Origin of the sequence: Shimia sp. MIT910701 (genome assembly GCF_047126315.1) — a bacterium.
In the GTDB taxonomy this organism is placed as follows: domain Bacteria; phylum Pseudomonadota; class Alphaproteobacteria; order Rhodobacterales; family Rhodobacteraceae; genus Shimia.
In genome coordinates, this window is sequence record NZ_CP138953.1 from 1,158,437 (window position 1) to 1,184,158 (window position 25,722).

Here is a 25,722-nt window from a genome sequence, read left to right on the forward strand (position 1 = left end):
CGGCATGAAACCATTTTTGATCCTGCAATTGCGCCCCGAAACCGTTGCCTCGGATGCGGAGTTCCGCGCCTTTCTTGAGAAAGGCGGGCTTGCGTCAAGCGAGGTACACCGCGTGTCGCTGGATCAGGAAAGTTTGCCAGCGGATCTGGATTTGCACAGCTACTCCGGCGTGATTGTTGGCGGCGGTCCCGGGTGTGTCAGCGATTGCCCGACCAGCCGCGATCCGCTGGAGGCCAAAATGGAAGCGCAGGTGATGTCACTCATGCCGCAGATTGTCGGCGAGGACATTCCGTTTCTTGGCTGTTGCCTTGGCATTGGCGTTTTGGGCCACCACCTGGCGCAAGCTGTTTCCAAGGATCGCTATGGGGAAGAAGCGGGACTGGCGCGTTGTTCCCTGACGCCGGATGGGCAAAACGACCCGCTGCTCGAGGAGGTGCCGCAAGAGTTTGACGCGTTTGTTGGCCACAAGGAGGCACTGCAACACTTGCCCGAAGGCTGCACCCATCTTGTGCAATCTCCGTTTTGCCCATTCCAGATGATCCGCTATCGACGAAACGTCTATGCCACACAGTTCCATCCTGAAGCGGATGGTGCGGAGTTTGCCAACCGGCTCAACATGTATCGGGACAAAGGCTACTTCCCGCCGGAAGAAGTGGACCGGCTTATGGCCTTATGTCGCGCGGCAGATGCGTCCGCCCCACCCAGGATTGTTGCCAACTTTGTGCGCCGTTACCGGGCGGCGTGAGCCGGAGCCAGCGCTGCACAAATCTGATCTTTTAATGGTTTTGGCGCTGCAATCACACCGGCCAAGCGCGGATCGGGATTGTTGAACCGCAGCGGTGCGCCATTGCGGTCTGCCGTCGCAGCGCCCGCCTCACGGATGATCAAATCGCCTGCGGCCACGTCCCATTCCCAGGTGGGGCGCAGTGTGACCATGGCGTCAAATCTTCCCTCCGCCACCAGCGCGGTGCGATAGGCCAGCGATGGGCGATAGCCGCGTTTAAAGTCTGGCGGCGTCCCTTGCCAATGGGACGCGTCCATCACCGGACGGGCCACCAAAACTTTGGCCCCTGTCATGTCAGACCGCGCGCCAGAGGTGATCGACGTGCCATTCAAAAACGCGCCCTGACCTTGTGCCGCGCTATAAAGCTTGTTCCTGCGCGGCAGGAACACCACGGCTGCCGTGACAACACAGCGCTCGGCTATGGCCAACGCATGGGCCCAAGTGTCGGAGCCTTCGATAAAGCTGCGGGTGCCATCAATGGGATCAACAATGAAGGTTTTCTCCGCGTGGACGCGGTCACCTTCATCCAAAGATTCCTCGCTCAGCCAGCCATAATCTGGCCGTGCGGTGCGCAGCGTGTCTTCCAGCATGTCGTTGACCGCGAGGTCGGCCTCGGTAACTGGTCCCGCCCCTTCCGGCTTGTGCCACGCCTTGGCGTCCGGCCCTCTGAAGCGGGTGGCAATCTCGCCCGCCCGCTGCGCCGCCGCGATCAGCAGATCAAGATCAGTTTCCGGCAAGAGTCATCCCCGGAATGAGCAGCGATGGCACGACGCGCGACAGATAGCTGCGGGCATCATTAGCCGGCACAATCGACATCATCATGTCGTGCAGGTTTCCTGCGATTGTGCATTCGTTCACCGGATAGGCAATCTCGCCGTTCTCGATCCAGAACCCAGCTGCGCCACGGGAATAATCACCCGTTGTCGGGTTGATGGTGGAGCCAATCAGCGAGGTCACCAGAAGGCCGGTGCCCATGTCCTTGAGCAAATCATCGCGGCTCTTGTCCCCTTGGGTCAGCGACACGTTCCAGCTGCTTGGGGAGGGCGGCGAAGAAATCCCACGGGCGGCATTGCCGGTGGAGGCCATGCCTAACTTGCGTGCGGTGGCCAGATCCAAGGTCCAGCCGGTCAACACCCCGTTGTCGATGATCGCACGGCGCTGAGTTGGCAGGCCTTCGGCATCAAACGGACGGGAGCCGGACACACGTGGGCGTTTTGGGTCTTCGATCAGCGACAGTCCGTCCGGCAACACCTGCTGACCCAGCTTCTCCCGCAACCAGGAAGAGCCACGCGCCACCATGCCGCCGTTGGCTGCGGCCAGGACATGGCCGATCAGCGACGATGAAATACGCTCATCAAACAGCACCGGAAAGCTGCCGGTTTCCGGCTTGCGGGCGTTCAGCCGCTCCACCGCGCGTTGCCCCGCGGAGGTGCCAATTTCGGTTGGATCGCGCAGGTCGTTTTGAAAAATCCGGGAGTCGCCATCATAGTCGCGTTCCATGGCCTCGCCTTCACCGGCAATGGCGGTGGCGTAGATGCCCCGGCTGCTGCGAGTATAGCCGGCGGCAAACCCGTTTGTGGCGGCCAAAAACACTTCGCTGCTGCTGTAGCCGCCGGTGGCTGATTGCACTTGCGTCACGCCCTCAACTGCCATGGCGGCGGCTTCGGCGGCCATCGCATCCGCTTGCAGACTGGCTGCGGCAGGCTCATCCGTCGGATCGTTGAGTTCCAGCGCGGCGATGTCCAAATCCTGCGCCAGCTGGTCTGTATCGGCCAAACCCACATAGGGGTCTTCCGGCGCTTCCTTGGCCATCGCCACCGCACGTTCCGCCATGACGGCGATGCTTTCCGCACGAGTGTCGGAGATCGAGACATTGGCCTGTCGCTGACCAATCAGCACGCGCAACCCAAGGTCCACACCTTCGGAGCGTTCCGCCTGTTCCAACTTGCCTTCGCGCACATCAATCGACACAGACGTGCCGCGCATCACCATTGCATCTGCCGCTTCGGCCCCAGCCGCCTTGGCCGCGTCCAACATGATCTCTGCAAGCTGCTCGGGAGTCTGCGCCATAAAATGCCTCGTGTTTGGTTTCGTGACAGGTAGTCGGCCTACGCCAAAGGCGCAAGCCTGCTGACAAGTTAGCGCCGCTGCAACACCTGGAAGGCCGCCGAGGCCATCCAACCCGCCGCAATGGCAATAGCCAATGACATCAAACCGTAAAGCAGCGGTTGATTGCGGGACATGTCAAACAGCCAACGTTCCAACCCCACCTTGTTCACATTGATCACGGTCTCGTAGTTCGAAATCACTTTGCCGCCGCGCGTCAGGAAAATCCGCGTGGGATAGTCCCCTTCGGTCAGGTTTGCCGGCATTTTGATCGAGGTACGGAACAGGGTTTGCTCATCCACCGACACCGAGTTTTCGAGCACCTGATAAGCGCCTTCGTCAGTACGGATACGGATCACTGCCTCGCTGAAGCTCTGCGCATCCTCAATGCCCATTGGCGCGCCAACCGAGCGGATCGCACGCGGGATCGACACGCTGTGGCGTTGGTCCTCCACGTTTGACATCGCTTCGTTGAAGGGGGCAGACGTGGCAACGGCATAAAAACTTGGCGCGTGGTCAATCTCCACCGCGTCGGTGTTCACCCAAATACCAAACTTGCGTTCCTTGCGGCGCACGGTCAGCGGACCACTGGGGCCGGACACCGCAATCACCACCTCAAGCGGCGGGTCCTGCAAGATCGGGCTTTCGCGTTTCACCGCGCCAAACAACAGGATTTCGGAGCCATCAAAGTCGGCCGTGATGGCCACCTGATCTTGGCTCAAGCCCAGCACAACCTCTTCGGCCACAACCGGCGTTGCAACCAAGAGCAACAGGGACAATAGCAAGCGTTTCATGCTCAATGCCCTCCCGCCGCGCCGATGGAGAACAATTCGCTGGGCTCCAGCAACAGATCCAGCGCCAGTTTGGCGCACACCAAGATGACCAAAAGCGCCAGCAAAATCCGCAGTTGCTCCGCTTTCAGGTATGTCCCCAGTCGCGTGCCAATCTGCGCGCCAATCACGCCGCCAACCAGCAGCAGGACCGCAAGCGCGATGTCCACCGTGTAGTTGGTGGTTGCGTGCAGCAATGTGGTGAAGCCGGTCACAAAGATAATTTGGAACAGTGACGTGCCCACAACCACTTTGGTTGGCATGCCCAGCAGGTAGATCATTGCAGGCACCATGATGAAGCCGCCGCCGACACCCATGATGGCCGAGAGGATACCCACCAGAACTCCCACCATCAGCGGCGGGATCACCGAAATATACAGCCCGGACACACGGAACCGCATCTTGAGCGGCAGGCCATGCACCCAGTTGTGCTTTTTGCGTTTGGGAGGCCCGGCGTTTTTACGCGACTTGCGGATGGCGTTCAGGCTTTCAATGAACATCAAGGAGCCAATCACGCCCAAGAAAACAACGTAGCAAAGCCGCACCAACAGGTCGACCTGACCTTGAGATTTCAAATAGTTGAAGATCACCACACCCAGCGCCGCGCCTATGAGGCCGCCGGAAAGCAGCACCGTGCCCATCTTCAAATCTACGGTCTTGCGCCTGAGATGCGCCAACACGCCACTGAAGGACGAGGCCACAATCTGGTTGGCCTCGGTGGCGACGGCCACGGCGGGCGGGATGCCGATGAAAAACAGCAGGGGCGTCATCAAAAAACCGCCGCCAACCCCGAACATACCGGACAAAATCCCAACCATGCCGCCCAACCCGAGCAGCAAAAAGGCATTTACGGAGACTTCGGCGATGGGGAGGTAGATCTGCATATTTTTTGATAGCGCCAGTGGGGCCGCAAAAGCAACCTGTCTGGATCGCTAAATCACTGACAGGCCAGATCAATGCCCGCAAACTGGACTCAATCAGGTTTGATTTTTGGAAAGTGGTGCCGCTTTGGGACGCGTCAAAAAGAAAACCCCGCCAACATCGCTGCGGCGGGGCTTTGCGTGTGTATGCACTGTGTTTTAGCGCTCTTTGATGTACGGCTCCGCGCTAGCTTTTGGCGGGATCGCTTTGCCCACAAAACCTGCGAGGATCACCACTGTCAGGATGTAGGGCAGGGCGCCCAACAGCTGGACCTGTACCTTGATGCCAGAGACGTTCTCGATGATGTCGGGACGCAGTTCCAGTGCTTGGAACAGACCAAACAGCAAGCAGGCCCAGAGCGCATAAACCGGACGCCATTTTGCGAAGATCAGCGCGGCCAGCGCGATGAACCCACGGCCGGCAGTCATGTCTTTCACAAAGCCAGCTTGCAACGCGGACGACAGGTAAGCGCCGGCAACACCGCAGAGCACGCCACAAATCAGAACCGCCGCATAGCGCAGCCAGACCACGGATACGCCCGCTGTGTCCACCGCAGCCGGGTTTTCCCCAACGGCACGCAGACGCAGACCAAAGCGGGTGCGGAACAACAACCACCATGTGAGCGGAACGGTAAGCAGCGCCAGATACACCAGCGAGGAATGGCCAGAGATCAGTTCCGAATAGAACTGCTGCAATGGGCCTGCCTCAGAAATCATCTGGCTGAGTGGTTTGCCCGCCGCCTCGGCATCCTTTGGGCCAATCGCAAACGGCAGTTCAATTGGGTTGAAACGCGCGTCCCCTTCCAGTGGAGGCGTACGGCCCCCCTGCCGGAACCAGCTTTGCGCCACCAGAACGGTCATGCCCGCCGCGAGGAAGTTGATCGCCACACCGGAGATCAACTGGTTGCCGCGGAAAGTGACCGAGGCCAATCCGTGGATCACCGCCAGAGCCACAGAGGCACCCACACCGGCCAGCAAGCCAACCCAGGCACTGCCTGAGTAGAAGGCCACAGCAGCAGAGAAAAACGCCGCTGCCAGCATTTTGCCCTCAAGGCCAATGTCGACCACGCCGGAACGTTCCGAATACAAGCCTGCCAAACAGGCTAGCAGGAGCGGGGTCGCCAGACGCACAGAGGTGTCCAGCACCTGAAGTAGGGTCAGAAAATCCATCAGGCGTTCCTCCGGCGCATCGCAATGAAGAGTTTTTCAAGCGGCTCGCGCACCATGTTGTCCAGCGCCCCGGTGAACAGGATCACCAGCGCTTGAATAACCACAATCAGCTCGCGAGGAATGCTGGTCCACAGCGCCAGTTCTGCGCCGCCCTGATAGAGGAAACCAAATAGGATCGCGGCCAGCAGCACGCCAAACGGATGGTTGCGCCCCATCAGCGCCACGGCGATGCCGATAAAGCCTGCGCCCTCGGTGCTGTTCAGGATCAGGCGTTCGCTCTCGCCCATGGTGGTGTTGACCGACATCATGCCCGCCAGCGCACCCGAGATCAGCATCGCAATCACGGTGATGCGCACCGGGCTGATGCCTGCATATAGCGCGCCGGACTCGGAGTGCCCAAAGGCGCGGATTTGATACCCCAGCTTGGTGCGCCACATCAGCAGCCAGACAAACACACTCGCGGCCAGCGCCAGGAAGAAGGTCACGTTAGCAGGTGCGCCACGGAACATCTTGTTGCTCTCGGTGGAGAACATGTCTTGGAACGACGGCAGATGCGTCGCATCCGGGAATTTGGCAGACGCAGGATCCATTGCGCCCACAGGGCGCAGCAGTTCAACCAGCACATAGTTCAGGATCGCTGCCGCGATGAAGTTGAACATGATGGTGGTGATCACGATGTGGCTGCCGCGTTTGGCCTGCAGATACGCCGGGATCAAAGCCCAAAGCGCACCAAACAAGGCGGCGCCCACCGAAGCACCGAGGATCGCAAGCGACCAATGGGGCCACGGCACGTAGAGGCAGCACAGCGCCACGCCCAGACCGCCCAGCATTGCCTGACCTTCGCCACCGATGTTGAACAGACGTGCGTGGAAGGCGACCGACACCGCCAGACCGGTGAAGATGAAGTTGGTTGCGTAGTAAAGCGTGTAGCCCCAACCGGACGACCGCATCAGCGCGCCATCAACCATCAATTTCAGCGCTTCAATTGGATTTTCGCCAATGGCCAAAATCACAAGCGCAGAGAAAAACGCCGCCAAGAGCAGCGAAATCAAGGGGATCAGGACGATGTCAGCCCATTTAGGCATCTTATCCATCGGCGGGAACCTCCTGTTGTGTGGTGTCGTTGCCGCCATTGCCATTGGCCACGGCGGATGTGTCGGTGATCCCGGCCATCAACAGGCCCAGTTCTTTTTCGTTGGTCTGTGCCGCGTCGCGCTCACCGGTGATATGGCCGTCAAACATCACAACCACTCGGTCTGCCAAGGACAGGATCTCTTCCAGCTCCACAGACACAAGCAGGATCGCCTTGCCCTGATCGCGCAGGTTCACAACCTGCTGGTGGATGAATTCAATCGCGCCGATGTCCACGCCGCGCGTCGGTTGCCCGATCAACAGCAGGTCGGGGTTGCGCTCAATCTCACGGGCCAGAACGATCTTCTGCTGGTTACCGCCAGAGAAGTTTTTTGCAGCCAGTTTGGGATCGGGCGGACGCACATCAAAGCGCTGCATCTTGGCTTCGGCTTCGGTGTAGATGCCTTTGTTGTCCATCAGCAGGCCGTTCTGAATTTCCGGCGAATGATGATAGCCAAACACCGTGTTTTCCCAGGCGGCGAATTCCATGATCAGACCTTCGCGTTGCCGGTCTTCCGGCACGTGGCTGATACCCGCGGCACGACGGGCCTGCCCATCGGCACCATGGCCGCTGAGCGGGATTTCCGCGCCGTTCATGGTGATGGTGCCGGTGCCATCGGCAAAGCCACCGAGCACTTCGAGCAACTCAGACTGCCCGTTGCCAGCCACGCCTGCGATGCCAACAATCTCGCCCGCGCGCACTGTCAGGTCGATGCCCTTAACACGTTCCACGCCTGCTTCATCCACAACCCGCAGGCCTTTGATGTCCAGCACGGTCGCACCTGGCTCCGCAGGCTTTTTGTCCACGCGCAGCAGAACCTTCCGGCCCACCATCAGCTCTGCCAGATGCTCCGGCGAGGTCTCGGCGGTTTTCACCGTCGCAGTCATCTCACCACGGCGCATCACAGACACAGTGTCAGTATATTCCATGATCTCGCGCAGCTTGTGCGTGATCAGGATGATGGTTTTGCCCTCTTCGCGCAGACGATCCAGAATGCGGAACAGCTGATCCGCCTCCGCGGGCGTCAAAACGCCAGTGGGCTCGTCCAGAATGAGGATTTCCGCCTTGCGATACAGCGCCTTGAGGATTTCCACCCGTTGCTGGTGCCCAACGGAGAGGTTCTCGATCACCTCATCCGGGTCCACGTTCAGCCCGTATTCTTCGGCCAGATGTTTGAGCTCTTTGCGGGCGTTGCCCAGCGAGCTGTTCAGCATCGCGCCATCTTCGGCCCCCAAAATGATGTTCTCCAGCACGGTGAAGTTCTCCACCAGTTTGAAGTGCTGAAACACCATGCCGATGCCCGCGCGGATCGCGGCCTGGCTGTCCGGGATCAAGGTCTTCTGCCCCTTGATGAAAATCTCCCCGGTGTCGGCTTTATAGAAGCCATACAAAATCGACATCAGCGTGGATTTGCCCGCGCCGTTTTCGCCGATGATGCCGTGGATGGTGCCCGGTTGCACCGAAATCGAAATGTCCTTGTTTGCCTGGACAGGGCCAAAGGCTTTGGAAATGCCTTTGAGTTCAATGGCAGGCGCCGTCATTCAGGCTCTCCCAGTCCTGCGAAGCCAACCATCCGCGTTGCGCGGTTTTCGGCATCAAGTTCCACATAGTATTGGCCCAGCTGTTCCTTGCCGTCAGCCATGCGAAAGGCAACCGTCAGGCGGTAGTGGCCCTTAGTCTCGCTGGTGTTCACCACCGCCGCTGTCGCGCCAGGCGCGTATTGCGAATACATCCCGATATATCCGTTCAGCGCATCCAAATCGGAGATAGGCGCTTCGGATCGTGGGTCGATGTATGTGAAATTGTCCGCAAGCGCTCCTTTGAGAGCTTCTGCGCGTTTTGTGGCGTCGGTTTCCCCCCACGCGACAAAGAATGCGTTTAACGCATCTACCATCTACGGGTCCCCCTTTAAGGTTTGAGGGCCGCACCGCGATGGTACGGCCCTCATAAAGAGCTCCGGGTTCAAGCCCGGAATCTGCTTATTCTACTGGGCAGGTGTTGTCGCTCATGTAGTCGTGTACGGCCAGCTCACCGGACGCGATGGCGTCTTTTGCCATGTCCACTTTCGCTTTCATGTCCGCGGACACGAGGGAAGCGTTGTGCTCGTCCATGGCGTAGTCGATGCCGCCGTTGGCCACACCCATCACGTTGAAGCCGGTTTCTAGGTCAACGCCTGCCTTCATGGCTTCGTAAACCGCGTTGTCCACGCGCTTCATCATGGAGGTCAGAACTTTGCCGGAGTGCAGGTGGTTCTGGTTGCTGTCCACACCCACAGACAGGATGCCTTCATCCGCTGCGGTCTGCAGAACACCAACACCGGTGCCGCCAGCCGCTGCGTATACAACGTCCGCGCCCTGTGCGATCTGTGCTTTGGTCAGCTCAGAGCCTTTTACCGGGTCGTTCCATGCGGCAGGGGTGGTGCCGGTCATGTTCTGGATCACGGTGGCGTCTGGGTTCACAGCTTTTACGCCCTGAACGTAGCCACAGGCAAACTTACGGATCAGCGGGATGTCCATGCCGCCGATGAAGCCCACGGTGCCGGACTTGGACGCTTGCGCGGCCATCATGCCAACCAGGTAGGAGCCTTCGTGCTCGTTGAACACCACGGAACGCACGTTTGGCGCGTCCACAACCATGTCGATGATGGCGAATTTGGTGTCAGGGTAGTCAGGTGCCACTTCGCTCAGCACGTTGCCGAAAGCAAAGCCGGTCATCACGATTGGGTTTGCACCCGCTTCTGCAAAACGACGCAGAGCCTGCTCACGCTGAGCTTCGGACTGCAGTTCGATTTCGCGGAAGGTGCCGCCGGTTTCATCCGCCCAACGGGTCGCACCACCAAAGGCCGCTTCGTTGAAGGATTTGTCGAATTTGCCGCCGAGGTCAAAGATCAGCGCTGGCTCTGCCAGAGCTGCGCCTGCGGACAGGGCTGCGGCTGCGGTTGCGCCGAGGAATTTGTGCATGAGGCTCATAAATGTCTCCCATATATTGAGCGGGTCGGTCGTTGTTTTGGCGAGCTGCCGTCCCGTCTGTTGTTTAGATCCCGCCGGATCATCGTGTTACTAAGGCGATTGAGACCGTTAGCGTCAACGATTTTTTGACCGTTTGGGCAAAAATGACCGCTCTCGAATCACACCTACGACCACCTTAACGCCTTTTTCATAAGGCTGGCAGTGATTTGCTCTCCGTCCGGTCTGCTGTAGTAGCCAGGCCGCTCACCGCAGATTTCGTAGCCCGCCCGCTGATAGAGCGCAAGCGCCGCTGCGTTGTCCTGCGCGACCTCCAAAATCGCCCAACACGCTCCGCGTGTTTTTGATTCGGCTTCGAATTGATTCAATAAAATAAGGCCCAGGCCCTTGCGCTGGTGGTGCGGGTCCACCGCGATGGTCAGCAACTCCGCCTCATCCGCGATCACCCGACCCAAAGCGAACCCCACGTCACCTTCGATGGCAAAGGTCAGGCGTGAGGCCAACATGTCTGAAATTTCAGCAGCACTCCACACGCGGCTGTGGGGGAAAGCGGCAGCATAGATCGCCGCCATCGCCTCTGGCGTCATGGCAGGATCACCGGTGCCGGATCTTTGGGCGGGGCTGCGTCCGCTGGCTTGATGTAGAGCGGGGCAGGGCGCGCCGGGCTGTCTTGGTATCGTTGCATCGCCAAACGCGCGATCTGTTCCACCAAGCTGGCGGCTTCTGGTGTCACCAGAGGCGTTTCTTGGGCGACCTGCGCCAGCTCCTCTTCGGAGGCCAGATAGGGCGTGCCGCCTTTCAAGAACAAATACCCTTGGCCACGCGGCGCGCTCACCATGGCCACACCGTCGCCACTCAATCCGGCTTCAATTGCGTCAAAGCTGTTCACGCCAACGGCTGGAATGCCCAGCCCAAGCGCCAAGCCGCGCGCCGCAGACACTGAAATCCGAATGCCGGTAAAGTTGCCCGGCCCAACGCCGACGCCAATCGCATCCAAATCGGCAAAAGCCTTGCTGCCTTCAGCCAGAACCTCTTCCAGCAGCGGCACCAGCCGTTCTGCCTGTCCGCGTTTCATCTCTTCGACCTTACGCGCGATGATCTCATCTCCGCACAGCAAAGCGGCCGCGACATGCGCGGCCGATGTATCGAAACTCAAAACCAAAGGGTTGGTCATGCCCGTGGCTTACACCGCAACAGGGCGCACTTCGGTCACTTCAGGAATGTAGTGACGCAGCAGGTTCTCGATGCCCATTTTCAGGGTCAGCGTGGAGGAGGGGCAACCGGCGCAGGCACCTTGCATGTGCAGGTACACGACGCCGCGATCAAACCCGTGGAAAGTGATATCGCCACCGTCCTGTGCCACAGCCGGACGCACACGGGTGTCCAGAAGCTCTTTAATCTGACCCACAATCTCACCGTCTTCGCCGGTGTGTTCTGCATGGCCGGAAGACGCCGCCGCATCGCCCGCCATCACAGGCTGACCGGACTGGAAGTGCTCCATGATCGCGCCCAGAATGGAGGGTTTGATGTGGTCCCATTCAATGCCGTCTGCCTTGGTTACGGTGACAAAGTCATTGCCAAAGAACACGCCAGACACGCCGTTCACTGCAAAAATCCGCGTGGCCAGCGGGGACGCTGCTGCGCCTTCGGCTGTTGGGAAGTCGGCGGTGCCCACCTCCAGCACAGTTTGGCCGGGCAGGAATTTCAGAGTGGCGGGGTTCGGTGTGGATTCCGTTTGAATAAACATTGGCAGACCTTTCCTATCGCATTTGATATGCGCCTGCCTTGGTCATTAGTCAAGGTTTAGATTCATTCTAAACTGAGGTTTGTAAAAGCGTGACGTCAGGTCACAGCTTCCAGCTGCTCCTTGGTCAAATCACCGGGCACGACCGTGATCGGCACCGGAAGGCTACCGGAGTTGCGCGAAAGCTGAGACACCAGTGGTCCAGGCCCCTTGCGGTCATTACCTGCGCCCAGCACCAAGACGCCGATCTCTTCGTCTTCTTTGATCTCTGCCAAGATCTCGTTCACCGCTTCGCCCTCACGGATTTTCAGCTCCGGATCAACCCCCTGCCGATCCCGCATCCACTTGGCAAAGACCTCGTAGTGCACCTCGATCCGCTCACGCGTTTCTTCGCGCATCAAGTCACTCACGCCAATCCAGTGGTTGAACTCTTCCGGCGGAATGATCGACAGGATTTTGACACCACCACCGGTCCGCGCGGCCCGCATCGCTGCAAACCGCATCGCATTCAGACATTCCCGGCTGTCATCCAGCACCACGAGAAACTTGCGCATAAGGCCCCTCCGTTTCCGCGATCATGACGTTTGCGACAGGAGCACGCAACAAGTCTTTGTCTTTGTGTGTAAACTCAATCGCCATTTCTACGCATGAAAACACTCGGATCCACCATGCGGAACCCGTATTTCTCATAAAGCCCATGCGCATCGTTTGTCGCTAGCATCCAGCCTTTGACGTCTTTCAATTGCGGATGCTGCAACAACCCGTCGACCAACTGGTGGCTCAATCCTTGTCCCCGATGCGAGTGCAGTACAAAGAGGTCCATGATATAGCCGAAGTATACCTGATCCGACACCGCACGTGCAAAACCTACTTGCCGAGGTCCGTCGTGCACCGATACGCAATAACTGTGGGCAAGCGCTTTTCGTATGTCTTCCGGTCTTCGGTCCTTGCCCCAATAACTGCCCGAAATGAACCCGCACACCATTGGCAGGTCCAGATCATCTTGCGAACGGCTGAGCCGTATTTTGGTCATCAAATGTCCTTATGCGGTGGTCGCGGCCCAGTCCCAATACATCTCGCGCACGCGGCGTGTCATCGGGCCAATCTGATACTGGCGCTTCTCAAAAGCTTTCACCGGCGTGACCTTGTTCATATTGCCTGACAGGAACACCTCGTCCGCCTCTTCAAAGTCGCCATAGCCCAGAATGGTTTCATGTACCGTCACACCATCTGCGCGCAGGTTTTCGATGTGCCGCGCGCGGGTGATGCCCGCTAGGAAAGTTCCATTTGGAATTGGCGTAAACACTTCGCCATCGCGCACCATGAACACGTTGGCGGTGGCGGTTTCCGCCACATTGCCCATCGCGTCACAGGTCAGCGTGTTGTTGAACCCTTTGGCGCGGGCTTCGCGCAACATGCGTGCATTGTTGGGATAGAGGCAGCCTGCCTTGGCATTCACCACGGCGCTTTCCAGAACCGGGCGGCGGAACTGGGTTTTGCAAAGTGATACTGCCGCATCCGGAGACGCCATCGGAATTTCTTCAAGACAGACGGCAAAACCGGTGGTGTCCGCACTGGGAACAATAGCCGTCGCGTCGCCGTCCAGTCCCCAGTACATCGGGCGGATATAAACCGCCGCGCCCGGCGCGTAGGCTTTCAAACCCTCTTTTACAATCTCAACCATATCGTCGGTGGAAACTGTTGGTGTGAGCATCAGGGCCTCGGCAGAGCGATTGGTCCGCGCGCAATGCTTGTCCAAGTCTGGCGTCAGACCATTCACCAGCCGCGCCCCGTCAAACACATTGGAGCCCAGCCACGCGCCATGATCGGCGGCGCGGATGATCGACAGATCTCCGTCATGCCAAGAGCCGTTGTAATAGGTGCGGATGTTCGTGCCGGTCGCCATGGCGCAGGTCCTTTTGCTGATTTGAGCGCGAGACTAGGCCGCGCTTGCCGCAACGTCCAGTGGGTCGCGACAGGAAGGAACGCGACGTTTCGGCCCAAGCAAAAAGGCCGCAGGAAAATCCTGCGGCCTTGAATGCTTTGTGATGGTGAAGCGCTTACTTAAGGCGCTGCCCATTGGCCAGAACCTGACCTTTGTCGTTGACTTCAATCTTGGAGACCAGCGTGTCGTCACCGTCACCCGGCTGGGTGAACATGCCCATCATCATGCGCGCGCCCATCGCCTGATCTTCTGGCAGCAGGCCCATGGAGATCAGCTTGTCCATCAGGCCATTGATACCTGCAATCTTGATATCAACGCTGCCTTCAGGACGGGGCAGGCCGTCAAAGCTCTCCAGATCAGTGTTGTCGAAGGTGAAGCTGCCCGCGCCTTCCACAGCCGCACCGGCCAGGTTCAGCTGGATGTCGTTGATGCTCAGGGAGTTCAGCTCACCCGGGATTTCCGGGCTGTCTTCGTCCAGTGTCAGGATGTCCATCGCCACGGTGGCCAGACCGCTCACATCAACAATCAGGTTGGCCGGATCACGCGGCAGCACCTGTCCAGGGTCAAACATGCCCCAAAGCATCTCGGACACGCTCAGGTCCAACAGTTTAACGGTCAGGCCAAAGTCCTGCTGTTCTTCCGAGGCGGCCAGTGGCACGGAGAAACCATAGCCCATTTCGCCAAAGCTCACATCAATCGGCAGCGGGAATTCGCTGCTGGAGATGTTCACGGCCACATCGGAGATCGTGCCGTCATAAGACATGATGTCGCTGTTCATCTCGACACCTACGACACCGGCACCGCTGGTGTAGGACATCGCCACAGGGTCATCGCCGTCCATGGCGTTCATGCTGAAGGTCGAAGACTCCAGCGCGTAGCTGCCATCCACATCAAACCCATCCGCAAAGAACGCCGCAACATCCTCACCGTATTCGCCGGTTGGCACGCTGGCGGAACCGTCCAATTTCAGCCCCGCAACGGAGAGGTTCACGTCAAAGGCGTCACCGGAATCCGGGTCCGTACCTTTGGCCACAAGGCTCACGTTGCCAATGGTGCCGGTTTGGACGCTCTTGATCACGTCTCCAAACGTGGTCTGCGAGCGACCAGCCAGATCGGCCATGGTCAGCGCAATATCCATGTCCGGCACGGTCTCGCCGTCCACAACAATGCTGTCCACGGTCAGGTCCAGCTTGCTGGCGGCATAATCATAGACCATGGCGTCAACGGTACCGGACACGATGTTGTTCATGTCGGCAGAGCTCATGGTCAGGGTGATTTCGACGTTTTCATCGTCCTCAACCACATTCACCTTGATCGGCGCGTTTTCTGGTAGAAGCAAGCGCACGGTGCCGTCGCCCACGTTCTCAAAGGACATGGTGCCCATGTCGATGGCCACGGTAACGTCCTCTTCAGGAACCGCCACGGTCATCACCAGATCATTCACGCTCAGCACGTCGCCACTGGTGCTTTCGTTTGCGGTGATCTCGTAGCCAAAACCGGTCATCGAGTCGCGCCAGCTGCCCCAGACTTCCTCTGCGGTGACATCTGCCCAGGCGGCCTGAGCGCAAAATACCGTGGCCAAAGCCGTGGTTGTGAAAATGCGGGGTGCTGAAATCTGCATCAACTTATCTACCTTTTCAAAGCCTTCCTCCTAAGACTGGGTCTTCGGTGGGGCAGGGTCAAGGGTCAAACCAGCGGGTTTTTTCGCTGGGGGTGGACGCCTTGCCTTGATCGCCTTACTTCAAGGGAAATCAAACATTCCAAAGGGTTGTTTACTGACACTTGTCGGCAAAAATCAGCCTCCCGCCGCCAAATCCGGGCCTTTGCCCAAAGTGAGACAGACATGATTGACCTGACCAAAGACAAAAACGGCCTCTGGGTGGTGACCATCAATCGGCCGGAAAAAGCCAATTCCCTGACCGAAGTCATGCTCACAGAGCTTGCCGAAATCGCTGAGTCGGCTCAGGACGCCCGCGCGCTGATCTTCACCGGCGCCGGCAAGGTCTTCTCTGCTGGCGCCGATCTGGACGAAGCCCGCGCTGGGCTGGCCACCAGCCCGGTTTGGGAGCGGTTGTCCTGCGCCGTTGCGGCGCTGCCCGGCCTGACCATCGCAGCCCTAAACGGCACTTTGGCAGGCGGTGCCAACGGTATGGCCTTGGCCTGTGACATCCGCATCGCGGCACCTCATGCCAAGTTTTTCTATCCGGTGATGAAACTTGGCTACCTGCCGCAGCCCTCTGATCCGGCCCGTCTCGCAGCATTGGTCGGCCCCGCCCGCGCCAAGCTCATGTTGATGGGTGGTCAGAAACTCTCCGCGGAGGAGGCGCTCACCTATGGTCTGATTGAGCGCATTGTGCCCGCAGAAGACGTGCTCACCGTAGCGCGCGACATTGCGGCGGACACTTTGGCGGCTAAGCCGGAGATCGCATCCGGCATCAAGCAGATGTGTCTCTAAAATACCCAGTTTCCCGCATGTATCATTTTGGTCATGTTTTTGGACCAATTCGCGTGTGTGCTTGACCCTACGGCACAGCTGTCGCAAACCGCACCCGCCGGTGCCATTGGCATGTTTCATCCACACCGGCAGATGTATTTAAGGTGTGAGGGTCTCATGAGCGAAGATCAGTTGATCGCGCAGCTGCGCAAAATTGTTGGCAAACGTCACGTCCTGACCGGCGCACGCCGCACGCAACGCTTCCGCAAAGGCTTCCGTTCCGGCGAAGGTGACGCCCTCGCTGTGGTGCAGCCAGCGAAGCTTCTGGAGCAATGGCAGGTGCTGCAAGCCTGTGTGGCGGCCGACAAAATTGTCATCATGCAGGCCGCCAACACCGGCCTGACCGAAGGCTCCACCCCCAAAGGCACCTATGACCGTGAGGTTGTGCTGATCAACACCCGTCGCATGGACGACATCCAGCTCATCAAAGACGGCAAACAGGTGATTTCCTTCCCCGGCTCAACACTGTTCAAGCTGGAAAAACTGCTCGCGCCCATTGGCCATCAGCCGCATTCGGTGATTGGCTCCTCCTGCATCGGCGCCTCTGTGGTGGGCGGTGTCTGCAACAACTCCGGCGGCTCGCTTGTGGAGCGTGGTCCCAGTTACACCGAGCTCTCCGTCTATGCCCAGATCACCGAGGCGGGCGAACTGCAGCTGGTCAACCATCTCGGCATCGACCTCGGCGCGACGCCAGAGGAAATCCTGACCAATCTGCAATCCGGCAACTTCACCGCCGAAGACATCCACGATGACAACCGTCGGGCTTCCGACACTGACTACGCCCGCCGCGTTCGGGATGTCGACGCCAACAGCCCGGCGCGCTTCAACGCTGACAAATCCCGCCTTTATGAGGCCGCAGGCTGTGCCGGGAAACTCGCCGTCTTTGCCGTGCGCCTGGACACCTATGCCAAGAACGATGCGGAAAAGACCTTCTACGTGGCTGCCTCGGATACGGCGGCACTTGGCACTCTGCGCCGTCGCATTCTGAAGGACTTCAAAACCCTGCCGGTCAGCGCCGAGTACCTGCATGAGGATGTGTTCGACCTCTCTGATTTCTATGGCAAAGACACGATGGTGATGATCGACAAGCTGGGCACCGATCGTTTGCCCACTTTCTTTGCCCTCAAAGGCACCGTGGACGCCCGCCTGCAAAACGTGCCGGGCCTGACGCATTTCACCGACAAGTTCATGCAGTTCGCCGCCAGCCTCTGGCCCAATGTGGTGCCCAAACGCATGCGCGCCTTCCGCAAGGCTTATCCGCACCATCTGATCCTGAAGATGCGGGATGGCGGCATCGACGAAGCCCGCGCGCTCCTGACGGAAATGACCTCCAACGGCGCGCTCGACTTCTTTGAATGTGACGACCGTGAAGCCAAAATGGCCGGTCTTCTCCGTTTTGCCGCCGCTGGTGCCGCCGTGCGTTACATGAATGTGCACAGCGCAGAGGTCGAAGACATCATCGCGCTCGACATTGCCCTGCGCCGCAACGATGAGGATTGGTTCGAAACCCTGCCCAAGGAAATCGACGAACAACTGCTCAGCAAGCTCTACTACGGCCACTTCATGTGCCACGTGCTGCATCAAGATTATATCGTGAAAAAGGGCTGCGATCCCAAAGCGCTCAAGGCGGCGATGCTTGATCTTTTGGACCAACGCGGGGCTGAGTATCCAGCCGAACACAATGTTGGCCATCTTTATCCAGCAAAGCCGGGCCTCGCGAAATTCTACAAATCTCTAGACCCGACCAACAGCCTGAACCCCGGCATCGGGAAGATGTCGCGCAACAAACACTACAGCTGAATTCAGCGCTTTCGTCGCCCGCCCGGCGTTTTGGAGTGAAACCCCGGCGGGCGCTTGCTGACCCAGGTGATAAACTTGGCCAGCCTTGGATGGGTTTGCAGTATCTCAATCGAGTTATAGACCTGCGCCAGCTCGGTTTCCGTCAGGGTCGCGTGGATTTCATTGTGACAGATCTGGTGCAACAAAGCGGTTGGCCCGCCTTTCCCGCCGCGCAATCGCGGGATCAGGTGGTGCTTGGACTGGCGCGCCTCCGGTGGAATAGGACGGCCACAGAGCGGGCAAATCGGGTCGCGCGTCGCGTCTGATGCCGCATCTGCCACGTTTTTCCCCCCGTTTTTGATTGAGTTACCAATGCCCGCAAGGCAAGAGGATACTCAAAGCGCCCATTTCAGCAAGTGGACCTCTCATGGACGGCACAGCCTTACTCAACTCAGCTCTCGAACATATCGCCCGTCTGTGGGGCATTGCCCAAGGCTGGCTGCTCAGCCCCGCCGCTTGGTCGCAATTTGGCCTGCTGCTCGTGGCCTACCTTGCCGCGCTCTATGCCAGCCGCAAGCTGCACCCGCTGCTGGATCGCTGGCTCACCCCGCCAGAGGGGCAAGACAGCTACATCGCCCGCGCCCGCCGCTTTGTGTCGATGTTCCTGCCGCTATTGCTGCCGCTTCTGGCCTACGTCTTCATCGGCATAGGTGAAAACGTGACGCGCTCGCTGTTTGGTTCCGGCGCGGTGATCGCCTTTGGGAAACGGGTGTTCCTGTTCTTGGCTGTGCGTATTCTGGTCAAGGAAATCATCGCTGATCCAGTGATGAAAGTGCTGGGACGCTACCTGCTTGTGCCCGTCGCTGGCCTCTACGCGCTGGGCATTCTGGATGAGGTCATGGCCTATCTGGACGCCACGGTTGTGCCGCTGGGCAACCTCTCCTTCTCCGTGCTGTTTGCCATCCGCTTTGTTGTTGTGGCGAGCGCGATCTTCTGGCTCGGCCGCTGGTCCAACGAGCAATCCAGCCAGTTCATCAAGAAACAGGACGAGATGCGCCCGGCCATGCGCGAGCTCATCGCCAAAACCTTGGAAATCGGCATCTTTGGGGTCGCCTTCCTGCTGGTGATGAACATCATGGGCATCAACCTCACCTCCCTCGCGGTGCTCACCGGTGTGATTGGTGTGGGCCTTGGTTTTGGCCTGCAAAAAATTGCCTCCAACTTCATCTCCGGCGTGATCCTCCTGCTGGAAGGCCAGGCCACGGTGGGCGACTATGTGGAGTTGGATGGCGGTGAGGCTGGCACCATCATCAAAATGACCGCCCGCGCCACCATTCTGGAAACCTATGATGGGCGCTGGATTGTGGTGCCCAACGAGGATTTCATCACCACCCGCGTGGTGAACTACTCCGACTCTGGCTCTGCCAATCGCTACGAGGCGCCTTTCTCGGTCAGCTACGACACCGATATCAACAAAGTGCCGGACATTATCGAGGCCGCCGTCGCCAAACACCCCGGCGTGTTGAACGACCCGTTCCCGCCAGATTGCGAGCTGCGCGGCTTTGGCGACAACGGTGTGGATTTCGCCGTGGAGTTCTGGGTCGAAGGTATTGATGATGGCCGCAACAAATTCACCTCTGATGTGCTCTTCCTGATCTGGAACGCGCTCAAGGACGAAGGCATCACCATACCGTATCCGCAGCGTGTGGTGGAACTCAAAACACCGCTGCCAACCGCGTGAGTGATGCGCTGATCATAGGCGCTGGCCCCGCGGGTCTCATGGCGGCTGACGTGATCTCCGCGGCGGGCCATACGGTTGTGGTGGCCGAGTCCAAGCCTTCGGTCGCGCGTAAGTTCCTGATGGCGGGCAAGTCCGGTCTCAATCTGACCAAAGACGAGCCGTTTGAGACCTTCCTGAGCCACTATCACGAGGCCGCCCCCACTCTGCGCCCGATGCTGGAGGCCTTTGGCCCCAAGAATGTCACCGTCTGGGCTGAAGCCCTGGGGCAGGAGATGTTCACGGGGTCATCTGGTCGTGTCTTTCCCAAAGTCATGAAAGCCTCGCCGCTCCTGCGGGCCTGGCTCAAACGGTTGTCAGACCAAAATGTCGACATCCGCACACGCTGGCGCTGGACCGGCGGAAGCTATCGTTTTGACACACCGACCGGCTCACAGGAGATCAGCCCCAAGGTCTGCGTTCTTGCCTGCGGCGGTGCCAGCTGGGCGCGTCTTGGCTCTGACGGCGCATGGGCTGACTGGCTCAAAGCGCCTGTCGCGCCCTTCCGGCCCGCCAACATGGGCTTTGAAGTCGACTGGTCCCCACATATGGAACGCCACTTCGGCACGCCGATCAAAAACGTAACCCTCTCTGCGGGCGATATCTCCCTACGCGCAGAGTTTGTCATCTCCGAGCGAGGCCTTGAAGGCGGCGGCATCTACGCCGTCTCCCGCCAAATGCGCGAAGGGGCGTCGCTCACGCTCGACCTTTTGCCGGACATGAGTGTGGACGACATCCAAGCCCGATTGTCCCGCCCCAAAGGCAAAATGAGCCGCGCCAACTTCCTGCGCAAAGCGCTGAAGCTCTCACCGGAGAAACAGGCCTTGCTGATGGAGTTTGGCCAGCCGCTGCCAGAGGACCTAGCCCCACTTATCAAGGCTCTGCCGGTCACCCACACAGGCCCACGTCCCATGGATGAAGCGATCAGCACCGCAGGCGGCCTGCGCTTCGATGCTGTAGATGCATCCCTCATGCTCAAGGATCATCCAGGCACCTTTGCGGCAGGTGAGATGCTGGATTGGGAAGCCCCCACTGGCGGCTACCTGCTGACCGCCTGCCTCGCCACTGGCCGCTGGGCTGGTTTAGGTGCCACAAACTGGCTGACACGCGCCGCCTAGCTTTCTCATTCGACAAATATCCCGGGGTGAATTGGCCGCAGGCCAAGAGGGGCTGGCCTCTCACTTTTTCTTCGGCAGCAGGCGCTGAAACGCCTCACGGCTCCGCGTAACCTTGATGTAGCCCAGCAGCTCCTCATTGTCGGTCGGGAACCCCTCAAACTTCGCCCAAGTGGCGCAGTGGGTCAGGATGATATCCGGCACGGTCATCTCTTCCCCCATCAGATAGGTGCCCTGCCGACGCCGCAGCACGTTCTTCAAGCCGCGACTGTACTCCCACATCAGTGTCTCTTTCACCGCAGGCACCTTGCGCTCGTCTGGCAGGATGAAGTTGTGACGGCTCGCGGTCCAAAGCGCCGCTTCAATTTCATCCAGGATCTGCTGTGTGAAACTGTCCTGATGCGCCCGCGCGATGCTGCCAGCCGGGTAGGTCAGTGCGTTATGTTTATCCGCCAAATAGGTCAGGATCGCGGTGCTGTCGATGATCGCCGCATCACCGTCTTTCAGGATGGGAATTTTGCCCGAAGGATTGAGCGCGCTCACCACCTCGGAATGCGGCTTTTCCGGAGACAGTTTGTAAGGCTGGCCCAGCTCTTCCAACATCCAAACCACCCGGAACGCGCGGCTGGTGGGGCTTCCGATCACTTCATACATGGCATCCTCCCTGCTCATTGAGGGGAGACTGCCCGCCGATTTCTCCTGAAACAAGCGTCCCGTGTTTTCGTGACGCCTCGTCGCGCGTTACCGCCCGCGCTGGCCCAGCATCGCCAGTCGCAGGAATAACCGCTCCACCAGCGCCATCTCCGGCGCCCGCTGTCCGGCGGACCGCAGCTGCAAATCGGTGTCGGTCAGGCCGGTCAACGCCTGCTCCAGCTTGGGTGCGCCCCAGCTCGACGCCTGTCGCACCATACGATCCCGACGCGGCCCAAAAATCGGTGGGCGCATCCGGGCAATGCCCGCCGCTGCCCCACCGGGGTCTGCCGCCGCACCATAGAGCGCCCGGAAATGCCGGGTGGCCGAGATGATCAGCAATACGGGGTTCACGCCTTGCGCTTCCAGCTTGCGCAGCACCGGGCCAATCTCCCGCGCACGGCCTTCCGCGACGATGTTCAAGATGTCATCCAACGCGGCTTCTGTGGACACGGGCGCGCAGGCCGCCACCTCTTCAGAGGTCACTGGCAAGTCGTCCTTGAACTTATAAAGCGCCAGTTTTTCACAGGTCTGCCGAAAATCGCCGGGGTCCAGCTCTCGCGCCAGATTGAACAGGTCGGTCATCGCTTCCTGCTCAACATTGCCAAGACCGGCAGCCTTCAAGTCGGCCTCGATCTCCTCGCGGCTGGGCGGATCGTTGTAAATCCCCACCGCATAGGCATTGCGATGGGTCTCAAACGCCTTGCGCATCTTAGAACTGGCCTTGAGCTGCCCAGCGGTCACCACAATCTGTGCATCACCTTCGGCCCAATCCTCGAGCGCGCTCAGAATCGCTGGCGCTCCGGCATCAGTTGCACCTTCGACAAACACCACGCGTGGTCCGGGAAAGAAGCTCACTTCCTTGATGGCATCCAGCACGGCGGCTTTGTCTTTGCGCAAATCCGCCCCGGGAATGCGCGTCAACCGCATTTCCTCTTCACCCTGCGGGCCAATCAAAGCGGCAATCACCTCTTGGCGCTTCAGCGCCACGCGCATCGCGTCGGGCCCGTAAATCAACAGGCCGGTGCGATCTGCCTCGGGGGTGCCAAAATACCGGTTGGCGTCGCGCGCAGAAAGCTTCATGCCGTCTCAGACGCCGCATAGGCCTGAAGATCGACCACAATCCGATCCGCCAGAATCACCATCAGCCGTTCATAAGCGTCGTCTTTTGCAGCCAGCTCCGAAACCGTGCTGCCGCTGGCCGAATAGCTTGTGAAGCTCGACACCTTGCCGGTGGTCAGCACCTCTTTGTTGTCCATCCCGCGCAAAGCGTAAGTCACGGAACCAATGACATCAAAGCGGTTGGTCACCTGGGCAGAGGTGCGGCCCACGCCACGTTCATCCAGATGCAACGCCAACGATAGCCCATACTCTGGTGCGCCACCCGGTTGCCCCAAACGATTTTCCAGCTTACGCACCAACACGTAACTTTCATTGGCCTTGGGCTCATCCACCAGCACATTGTTGAGCAGCATCGAGGCCGCCCCATCCGTGCCATAGACAGGCTCAAATCCACAGCCGCTCAGGGAGGTGCCCCCCAACGCGGCTGCAGACAACATAAAGAAGCGGCGGTTAAACGACGACATTCACAATCCGACCGGGGACAACAATCATCTTTTTGGGCTGGGCCCCATCCAGCTCTCGGACAACAGCTTCATGCGCCAGCGCCAGCTTTTCAACCTCTTCTTTTGGCAGGTCTTTGGCCACGGTGATCTCACCCCGGCGTTTGCCGTTGATCTGGATCGGAAGCGTCACATTGGCCTCAACCAGCATCGCCTCATCGGCTTTCGGCCATGGTGCGTTTACGATCAGGCCTTCGCCGCCCTGATGCGCCCAGATATCTTCCGCGAGGTGCGGCGTCATTGGCGACATCAGCTGTGCCAGGGTCATGATCGCTTCGCGTTTCGCCGCCTTACCCGCCTTGGATTTGGCAATGGTGTTGGTGAAGGCATAAAGCTTCGCAATCGAGGCGTTGAAACCAAAGCTTTCCACACCCAGCGTCACATCGCGGATTGCTTTATGCGTCTCACGCAGCAACTCGTCGTCACCTTGCCCCTTGGCACCGTCGTCCATCTCGCCAATCTTGTCGCAGAGGTTCCAGACGCGGGTCAGGTGCTTGTAGGCCGCTTCCGCGCCGGAAGCCGTCCACTCCACATCGCGTTCGGGCGGGCTGTCAGACAGCACAAACCAACGCGCGGTGTCGGCCCCAAAGGCGGTGATGATATCGACCGGGTCCACCACGTTGTTTTTGGACTTTGACATCTTGGCAGAGGGAATGACCTCTACCTTCTCGCCAGTCTCTTTCACAAAAGTGCCACCGTCACGCTCTTCCACTTCCGCAGGGTAGAGATAGATGGCGCGGCCGTTTTCATCGGTGCGCTCAGCGTTCTTATAGATCGCGTGGGTCACCATGCCTTGCGTGAAAAGCGCGTCAAACGGCTCTTGGGCGCTTTCTGGCAGGTGGCCACAGATGTGCATCGCCCGTGCAAAGAAGCGAGAATAGAGCAGGTGCAAGATCGCGTGCTCAATGCCGCCGATGTACTGATCGACGTTCATCCAATATTCAGCATCCGCCATGGAGGTCGGCGTGTCGGCCTTTGGAGCGGTGAAACGTGCAAAGTACCAGGAGCTGTCCACAAAGGTGTCCATGGTGTCGGTTTCACGCTTTGCAGGCGCGCCACAGTTCGGGCAGGAACAGTCGCGCCAGCTTGGGTGACGGTCCAGCGGGTTGCCCGGCACAGAGAAATCAATCGCCTTGCCGTCCTCATCGTAAGGCAGCGCAATTGGTAGGTTCTCTTTTTTCTCCGGCACCACGCCGCAGTCTTCACAATGCACCACCGGAATCGGGCAGCCCCAATAGCGCTGGCGGCTCAGGCCCCAGTCGCGCAGGCGGAAGTTGGTCACACCTTTGCCCCAGCCGGCCTTCTCGGCAAAATCGATGGTCACATCGATGGCTTCCTGTCCGGTGGCCTCATCCAGACCGGCAAAATGGTTTTGCCATTTCACCTTCTCTTCTTTGCCGGGCACAAACGCGGTGTTCTCCACCGGTGTCTCGTCGCCAATCGCAAAGAAGGTGTCGACCACGGGCAGGTCATATTTGCGGCAGAAATCCAAATCGCGCTGATCATGCGCCGGGCAAGCAAAGATCGCGCCGGTACCGTAGTCCATCAAAATGAAGTTCGCGATCCAAACCGGCAGCTCCCACTCAGGGTTCAGCGGGTGCTTCACACGAATGCCGGTGTCATAGCCCAGCTTCTCTGCGGTCTCGATGGCTTCTTCCGTGGTGCCACCCTTGCGGCACTCCGACACAAACGCGGCCACTTCAGGGTTCGCCGCCTCAAGTTCCTTGGCAATCGGGTGATCCGGCGAAATCCCCACAAACGACGCGCCCATCAGCGTGTCGGGACGAGTCGTATAAACGGTGATCGGTTCCCCACCGTCCACACGCTCAAAGCCAAACTCCAACCCGCGCGACTTGCCGATCCAGTTTTCCTGCATCAAACGTACTTTCGCAGGCCAGTTGTCCAACCCGTCCAGCGCGGTCAGCAACTCGTCGGAATAGTCGGAAATCTTGAAGAACCACTGCGTCAGCTCGCGCCGCTCCACCAGCGCACCGGAGCGCCAGCCACGGCCGTTCTCCACCTGCTCGTTGGCTAGCACGGTCATGTCGACCGGGTCCCAGTTCACCACCGCGTTTTTGCGGTAGACGAGACCTTTCTCAAGGAAATCAAGGAACAACGCCTGCTGCTGACCGTAATAATCCTCGTCGCAAGTGGCAAACATGCGCGACCAGTCCAGCGACAGGCCCAGCGGCTTCATCTGCTCAACCATCGTGTCGATGTTGGAGTAGGTCCAATCTTTCGGGTGGCCGCCAGAGGCCATCGCCGCGTTTTCCGCTGGCATGCCAAACGCGTCAAACCCCATCGGGTGCAGCACATTGTGACCGGTGGAGATTTTGTAGCGCGCGATCACGTCGCCCATGGTGTAATTGCGCACGTGCCCCATGTGCAGCTTGCCCGACGGGTAGGGGAACATCTCCAGCACGTAATACTTGGGCTTGCTCTCATCCCGAACGGCCTTGAAGGTCTCGGTCTTGGCCCAGGCCTCTTGCCAGCGGGCTTCAATCTCTGCGGGGCTATAGCGCGACATGCGGTGGCACCTTTTCATCTATTCGTGTCAGCCACTTCAAAAGCGTGGCGCGGGTTGCGCAAGGTGATAGGCCGCCCGCGCGCCTTGGTCCAGTCACAAGCGCCGCAATTTGACCTATCAC

The 25,722-nt window shown here is 59.2% G+C and carries 26 protein-coding genes; 5 read left to right on the forward strand and 21 right to left on the reverse strand.

All coding sequences use genetic code 11. The annotated features are described in order from the left end of the window. The first annotated feature begins 4 nt into the window (after window positions 1-4). Window positions 5-745, forward strand: coding sequence for a glutamine amidotransferase (locus SIB38_RS05435; RefSeq protein ID WP_294115983.1), 741 nt, complete (start codon window positions 5-7; stop codon window positions 743-745). On the opposite strand, the gene SIB38_RS05440 is transcribed toward SIB38_RS05435, so the two are convergent. The 16 genes from SIB38_RS05440 to SIB38_RS05515 form a co-directional block, all read right to left on the reverse strand. Further along, entirely contained in the window at window positions 730-1,521 is a 792-nt protein-coding gene (locus tag SIB38_RS05440; protein ID WP_412551581.1) for a 3'(2'),5'-bisphosphate nucleotidase CysQ, read from the reverse strand. The two genes, SIB38_RS05435 and SIB38_RS05440, sit on opposite strands and share 16 nt — an antisense overlap. Continuing rightward, window positions 1,508-2,854 carry a TldD/PmbA family protein gene (locus tag SIB38_RS05445; RefSeq protein WP_412551582.1) on the reverse strand — a complete coding sequence of 449 codons (1,347 nt, stop codon included), beginning with the start codon at window positions 2,852-2,854 and terminating at the stop codon, window positions 1,508-1,510. The genes SIB38_RS05440 and SIB38_RS05445 overlap by 14 nt, the downstream gene beginning before the upstream one ends. Window positions 2,855-2,922: 68 nt before the next feature. Next, on the reverse strand, window positions 2,923-3,684 hold the full coding sequence (locus SIB38_RS05450; protein WP_294115986.1) for a TIGR02186 family protein: 762 nt from the start codon (window positions 3,682-3,684) through the stop codon (window positions 2,923-2,925). 2 nt (window positions 3,685-3,686) lie between these two features. Continuing rightward, on the reverse strand, window positions 3,687-4,604 hold the full coding sequence (locus tag SIB38_RS05455; RefSeq protein ID WP_294115987.1) for a sulfite exporter TauE/SafE family protein: 918 nt from the start codon (window positions 4,602-4,604) through the stop codon (window positions 3,687-3,689). A 195-nt stretch (window positions 4,605-4,799) separates the two neighbouring features. Continuing rightward, window positions 4,800-5,810 carry an ABC transporter permease gene (locus SIB38_RS05460; protein ID WP_294115988.1) on the reverse strand — a complete coding sequence of 337 codons (1,011 nt, stop codon included), beginning with the start codon at window positions 5,808-5,810 and terminating at the stop codon, window positions 4,800-4,802. Then, window positions 5,810-6,904, reverse strand: coding sequence for an ABC transporter permease (locus SIB38_RS05465; RefSeq protein WP_412551583.1), 1,095 nt, complete (start codon window positions 6,902-6,904; stop codon window positions 5,810-5,812). Before SIB38_RS05465 ends, SIB38_RS05460 begins: the two co-directional genes overlap by 1 nt. Next, on the reverse strand, window positions 6,897-8,483 hold the full coding sequence (locus SIB38_RS05470; RefSeq protein ID WP_412551584.1) for an ABC transporter ATP-binding protein: 1,587 nt from the start codon (window positions 8,481-8,483) through the stop codon (window positions 6,897-6,899). Before SIB38_RS05470 ends, SIB38_RS05465 begins: the two co-directional genes overlap by 8 nt. Further along, window positions 8,480-8,836: a molecular chaperone GroEL gene (locus SIB38_RS05475; protein WP_294115991.1), complete on the reverse strand. Its 357-nt coding sequence runs from the start codon at window positions 8,834-8,836 to the stop codon at window positions 8,480-8,482. Before SIB38_RS05475 ends, SIB38_RS05470 begins: the two co-directional genes overlap by 4 nt. Before the next feature lie 85 nt (window positions 8,837-8,921). Further along, the gene (locus tag SIB38_RS05480; RefSeq protein ID WP_412551585.1) at window positions 8,922-9,911 is read right to left on the reverse strand and encodes a BMP family lipoprotein; all 990 of its coding nucleotides are present in this window, start codon (window positions 9,909-9,911) and stop codon (window positions 8,922-8,924) included. Between the two features lie 164 nt (window positions 9,912-10,075). Next, on the reverse strand, window positions 10,076-10,495 hold the full coding sequence (locus SIB38_RS05485) for a GNAT family N-acetyltransferase (RefSeq protein ID WP_412551586.1): 420 nt from the start codon (window positions 10,493-10,495) through the stop codon (window positions 10,076-10,078). Further along, complete coding sequence (tsaB, locus tag SIB38_RS05490; protein ID WP_294115995.1) at window positions 10,492-11,082, reverse strand: tRNA (adenosine(37)-N6)-threonylcarbamoyltransferase complex dimerization subunit type 1 TsaB; 591 nt, start codon at window positions 11,080-11,082, stop codon at window positions 10,492-10,494. Before tsaB ends, SIB38_RS05485 begins: the two co-directional genes overlap by 4 nt. Before the next feature lie 9 nt (window positions 11,083-11,091). Continuing rightward, complete coding sequence (locus SIB38_RS05495; RefSeq protein ID WP_294115997.1) at window positions 11,092-11,655, reverse strand: NifU family protein; 564 nt, start codon at window positions 11,653-11,655, stop codon at window positions 11,092-11,094. Between the two features lie 95 nt (window positions 11,656-11,750). After that, complete coding sequence (locus SIB38_RS05500; RefSeq protein ID WP_294115998.1) at window positions 11,751-12,206, reverse strand: universal stress protein; 456 nt, start codon at window positions 12,204-12,206, stop codon at window positions 11,751-11,753. 74 nt (window positions 12,207-12,280) lie between these two features. Further along, a complete protein-coding gene (locus tag SIB38_RS05505; protein ID WP_294116000.1) occupies window positions 12,281-12,685 on the reverse strand; it encodes a GNAT family N-acetyltransferase in 405 nt (134 codons plus the stop codon). Between the two features lie 9 nt (window positions 12,686-12,694). Beyond that, window positions 12,695-13,558, reverse strand: a complete 864-nt coding sequence (locus tag SIB38_RS05510) for a branched-chain amino acid aminotransferase (RefSeq protein WP_294116002.1) — start codon at window positions 13,556-13,558, stop codon at window positions 12,695-12,697. A gap of 154 nt (window positions 13,559-13,712) precedes the next feature. Then, a complete protein-coding gene (locus tag SIB38_RS05515; RefSeq protein WP_412551587.1) occupies window positions 13,713-15,218 on the reverse strand; it encodes a DUF2125 domain-containing protein in 1,506 nt (501 codons plus the stop codon). Between the two features lie 222 nt (window positions 15,219-15,440). Here SIB38_RS05515 and SIB38_RS05520 point away from each other — a divergent pair, with 222 nt between their 5' ends. Together SIB38_RS05520 and dld are read left to right on the forward strand one after the other, a co-directional pair. After that, entirely contained in the window at window positions 15,441-16,052 is a 612-nt protein-coding gene (locus SIB38_RS05520; protein WP_412551588.1) for an enoyl-CoA hydratase/isomerase family protein, read from the forward strand. Window positions 16,053-16,208: 156 nt separating this feature from the next. Beyond that, window positions 16,209-17,891, forward strand: coding sequence for a D-lactate dehydrogenase (dld, locus tag SIB38_RS05525; protein WP_412551589.1), 1,683 nt, complete (start codon window positions 16,209-16,211; stop codon window positions 17,889-17,891). 2 nt (window positions 17,892-17,893) lie between these two features. Here dld and SIB38_RS05530 read toward each other — a convergent pair whose 3' ends face one another. Beyond that, window positions 17,894-18,211 carry an HNH endonuclease gene (locus SIB38_RS05530; protein ID WP_294116009.1) on the reverse strand — a complete coding sequence of 106 codons (318 nt, stop codon included), beginning with the start codon at window positions 18,209-18,211 and terminating at the stop codon, window positions 17,894-17,896. A gap of 86 nt (window positions 18,212-18,297) precedes the next feature. On the opposite strand from SIB38_RS05530, the gene SIB38_RS05535 reads away from it, so the two are divergent. Next, window positions 18,298-19,611 (forward strand): mechanosensitive ion channel family protein, encoded by a 1,314-nt coding sequence (locus tag SIB38_RS05535; protein ID WP_412551590.1) that lies wholly within the window; start codon window positions 18,298-18,300, stop codon window positions 19,609-19,611. Further along, window positions 19,608-20,765 carry a TIGR03862 family flavoprotein gene (locus SIB38_RS05540; protein WP_412551591.1) on the forward strand — a complete coding sequence of 386 codons (1,158 nt, stop codon included), beginning with the start codon at window positions 19,608-19,610 and terminating at the stop codon, window positions 20,763-20,765. The genes SIB38_RS05535 and SIB38_RS05540 overlap by 4 nt, the downstream gene beginning before the upstream one ends. Window positions 20,766-20,825: 60 nt before the next feature. Here the strand turns inward: SIB38_RS05540 and SIB38_RS05545 are convergent, their stop codons facing one another. The 4 genes from SIB38_RS05545 to leuS form a co-directional block, all read right to left on the reverse strand. Continuing rightward, entirely contained in the window at window positions 20,826-21,416 is a 591-nt protein-coding gene (locus tag SIB38_RS05545) for a glutathione S-transferase family protein (RefSeq protein WP_294116013.1), read from the reverse strand. An 87-nt stretch (window positions 21,417-21,503) separates the two neighbouring features. Continuing rightward, a complete protein-coding gene (holA, locus tag SIB38_RS05550) occupies window positions 21,504-22,535 on the reverse strand; it encodes a DNA polymerase III subunit delta (protein WP_294116014.1) in 1,032 nt (343 codons plus the stop codon). Next, window positions 22,532-23,038, reverse strand: a complete 507-nt coding sequence (gene lptE / locus SIB38_RS05555; RefSeq protein ID WP_412551592.1) for an LPS assembly lipoprotein LptE — start codon at window positions 23,036-23,038, stop codon at window positions 22,532-22,534. The genes holA and lptE overlap by 4 nt, the downstream gene beginning before the upstream one ends. Continuing rightward, entirely contained in the window at window positions 23,025-25,601 is a 2,577-nt protein-coding gene (leuS, locus tag SIB38_RS05560) for a leucine--tRNA ligase (RefSeq protein ID WP_412551593.1), read from the reverse strand. The genes lptE and leuS overlap by 14 nt, the downstream gene beginning before the upstream one ends. Window positions 25,602-25,722: the final 121 nt, after the last annotated feature.

Bases quoted from the DNA above. Each gene is read 5' to 3' on its own strand.
- SIB38_RS05520 (WP_412551588.1), top strand. From the start codon at position 15,441: ATGATTGACCTGACCAAAGACAAAAACGGCCTCTGGGTGGTGACCATC.
- SIB38_RS05465 (WP_412551583.1), bottom strand. From the start codon at position 6,904: ATGGATAAGATGCCTAAATGGGCTGACATCGTCCTGATCCCCTTGATT.
- SIB38_RS05435 (WP_294115983.1), top strand. From the start codon at position 5: ATGAAACCATTTTTGATCCTGCAATTGCGCCCCGAAACCGTTGCCTCG.
- SIB38_RS05545 (WP_294116013.1), bottom strand. From the start codon at position 21,416: ATGTATGAAGTGATCGGAAGCCCCACCAGCCGCGCGTTCCGGGTGGTT.
- SIB38_RS05505 (WP_294116000.1), bottom strand. From the start codon at position 12,685: ATGACCAAAATACGGCTCAGCCGTTCGCAAGATGATCTGGACCTGCCA.
- SIB38_RS05455 (WP_294115987.1), bottom strand. From the start codon at position 4,604: ATGCAGATCTACCTCCCCATCGCCGAAGTCTCCGTAAATGCCTTTTTG.
- SIB38_RS05535 (WP_412551590.1), top strand. From the start codon at position 18,298: ATGGACGGCACAGCCTTACTCAACTCAGCTCTCGAACATATCGCCCGT.
- SIB38_RS05450 (WP_294115986.1), bottom strand. From the start codon at position 3,684: ATGAAACGCTTGCTATTGTCCCTGTTGCTCTTGGTTGCAACGCCGGTT.
- SIB38_RS05470 (WP_412551584.1), bottom strand. From the start codon at position 8,483: ATGACGGCGCCTGCCATTGAACTCAAAGGCATTTCCAAAGCCTTTGGC.
- SIB38_RS05460 (WP_294115988.1), bottom strand. From the start codon at position 5,810: ATGGATTTTCTGACCCTACTTCAGGTGCTGGACACCTCTGTGCGTCTG.
- SIB38_RS05500 (WP_294115998.1), bottom strand. From the start codon at position 12,206: ATGCGCAAGTTTCTCGTGGTGCTGGATGACAGCCGGGAATGTCTGAAT.
- leuS (WP_412551593.1), bottom strand. From the start codon at position 25,601: ATGTCGCGCTATAGCCCCGCAGAGATTGAAGCCCGCTGGCAAGAGGCC.
- SIB38_RS05515 (WP_412551587.1), bottom strand. From the start codon at position 15,218: ATGCAGATTTCAGCACCCCGCATTTTCACAACCACGGCTTTGGCCACG.
- SIB38_RS05480 (WP_412551585.1), bottom strand. From the start codon at position 9,911: ATGAGCCTCATGCACAAATTCCTCGGCGCAACCGCAGCCGCAGCCCTG.
- SIB38_RS05445 (WP_412551582.1), bottom strand. From the start codon at position 2,854: ATGGCGCAGACTCCCGAGCAGCTTGCAGAGATCATGTTGGACGCGGCC.
- SIB38_RS05475 (WP_294115991.1), bottom strand. From the start codon at position 8,836: ATGGTAGATGCGTTAAACGCATTCTTTGTCGCGTGGGGGGAAACCGAC.
- SIB38_RS05495 (WP_294115997.1), bottom strand. From the start codon at position 11,655: ATGTTTATTCAAACGGAATCCACACCGAACCCCGCCACTCTGAAATTC.
- holA (WP_294116014.1), bottom strand. From the start codon at position 22,535: ATGAAGCTTTCTGCGCGCGACGCCAACCGGTATTTTGGCACCCCCGAG.
- lptE (WP_412551592.1), bottom strand. From the start codon at position 23,038: ATGTCGTCGTTTAACCGCCGCTTCTTTATGTTGTCTGCAGCCGCGTTG.
- tsaB (WP_294115995.1), bottom strand. From the start codon at position 11,082: ATGACCAACCCTTTGGTTTTGAGTTTCGATACATCGGCCGCGCATGTC.
- dld (WP_412551589.1), top strand. From the start codon at position 16,209: ATGAGCGAAGATCAGTTGATCGCGCAGCTGCGCAAAATTGTTGGCAAA.
- SIB38_RS05485 (WP_412551586.1), bottom strand. From the start codon at position 10,495: ATGACGCCAGAGGCGATGGCGGCGATCTATGCTGCCGCTTTCCCCCAC.
- SIB38_RS05510 (WP_294116002.1), bottom strand. From the start codon at position 13,558: ATGGCGACCGGCACGAACATCCGCACCTATTACAACGGCTCTTGGCAT.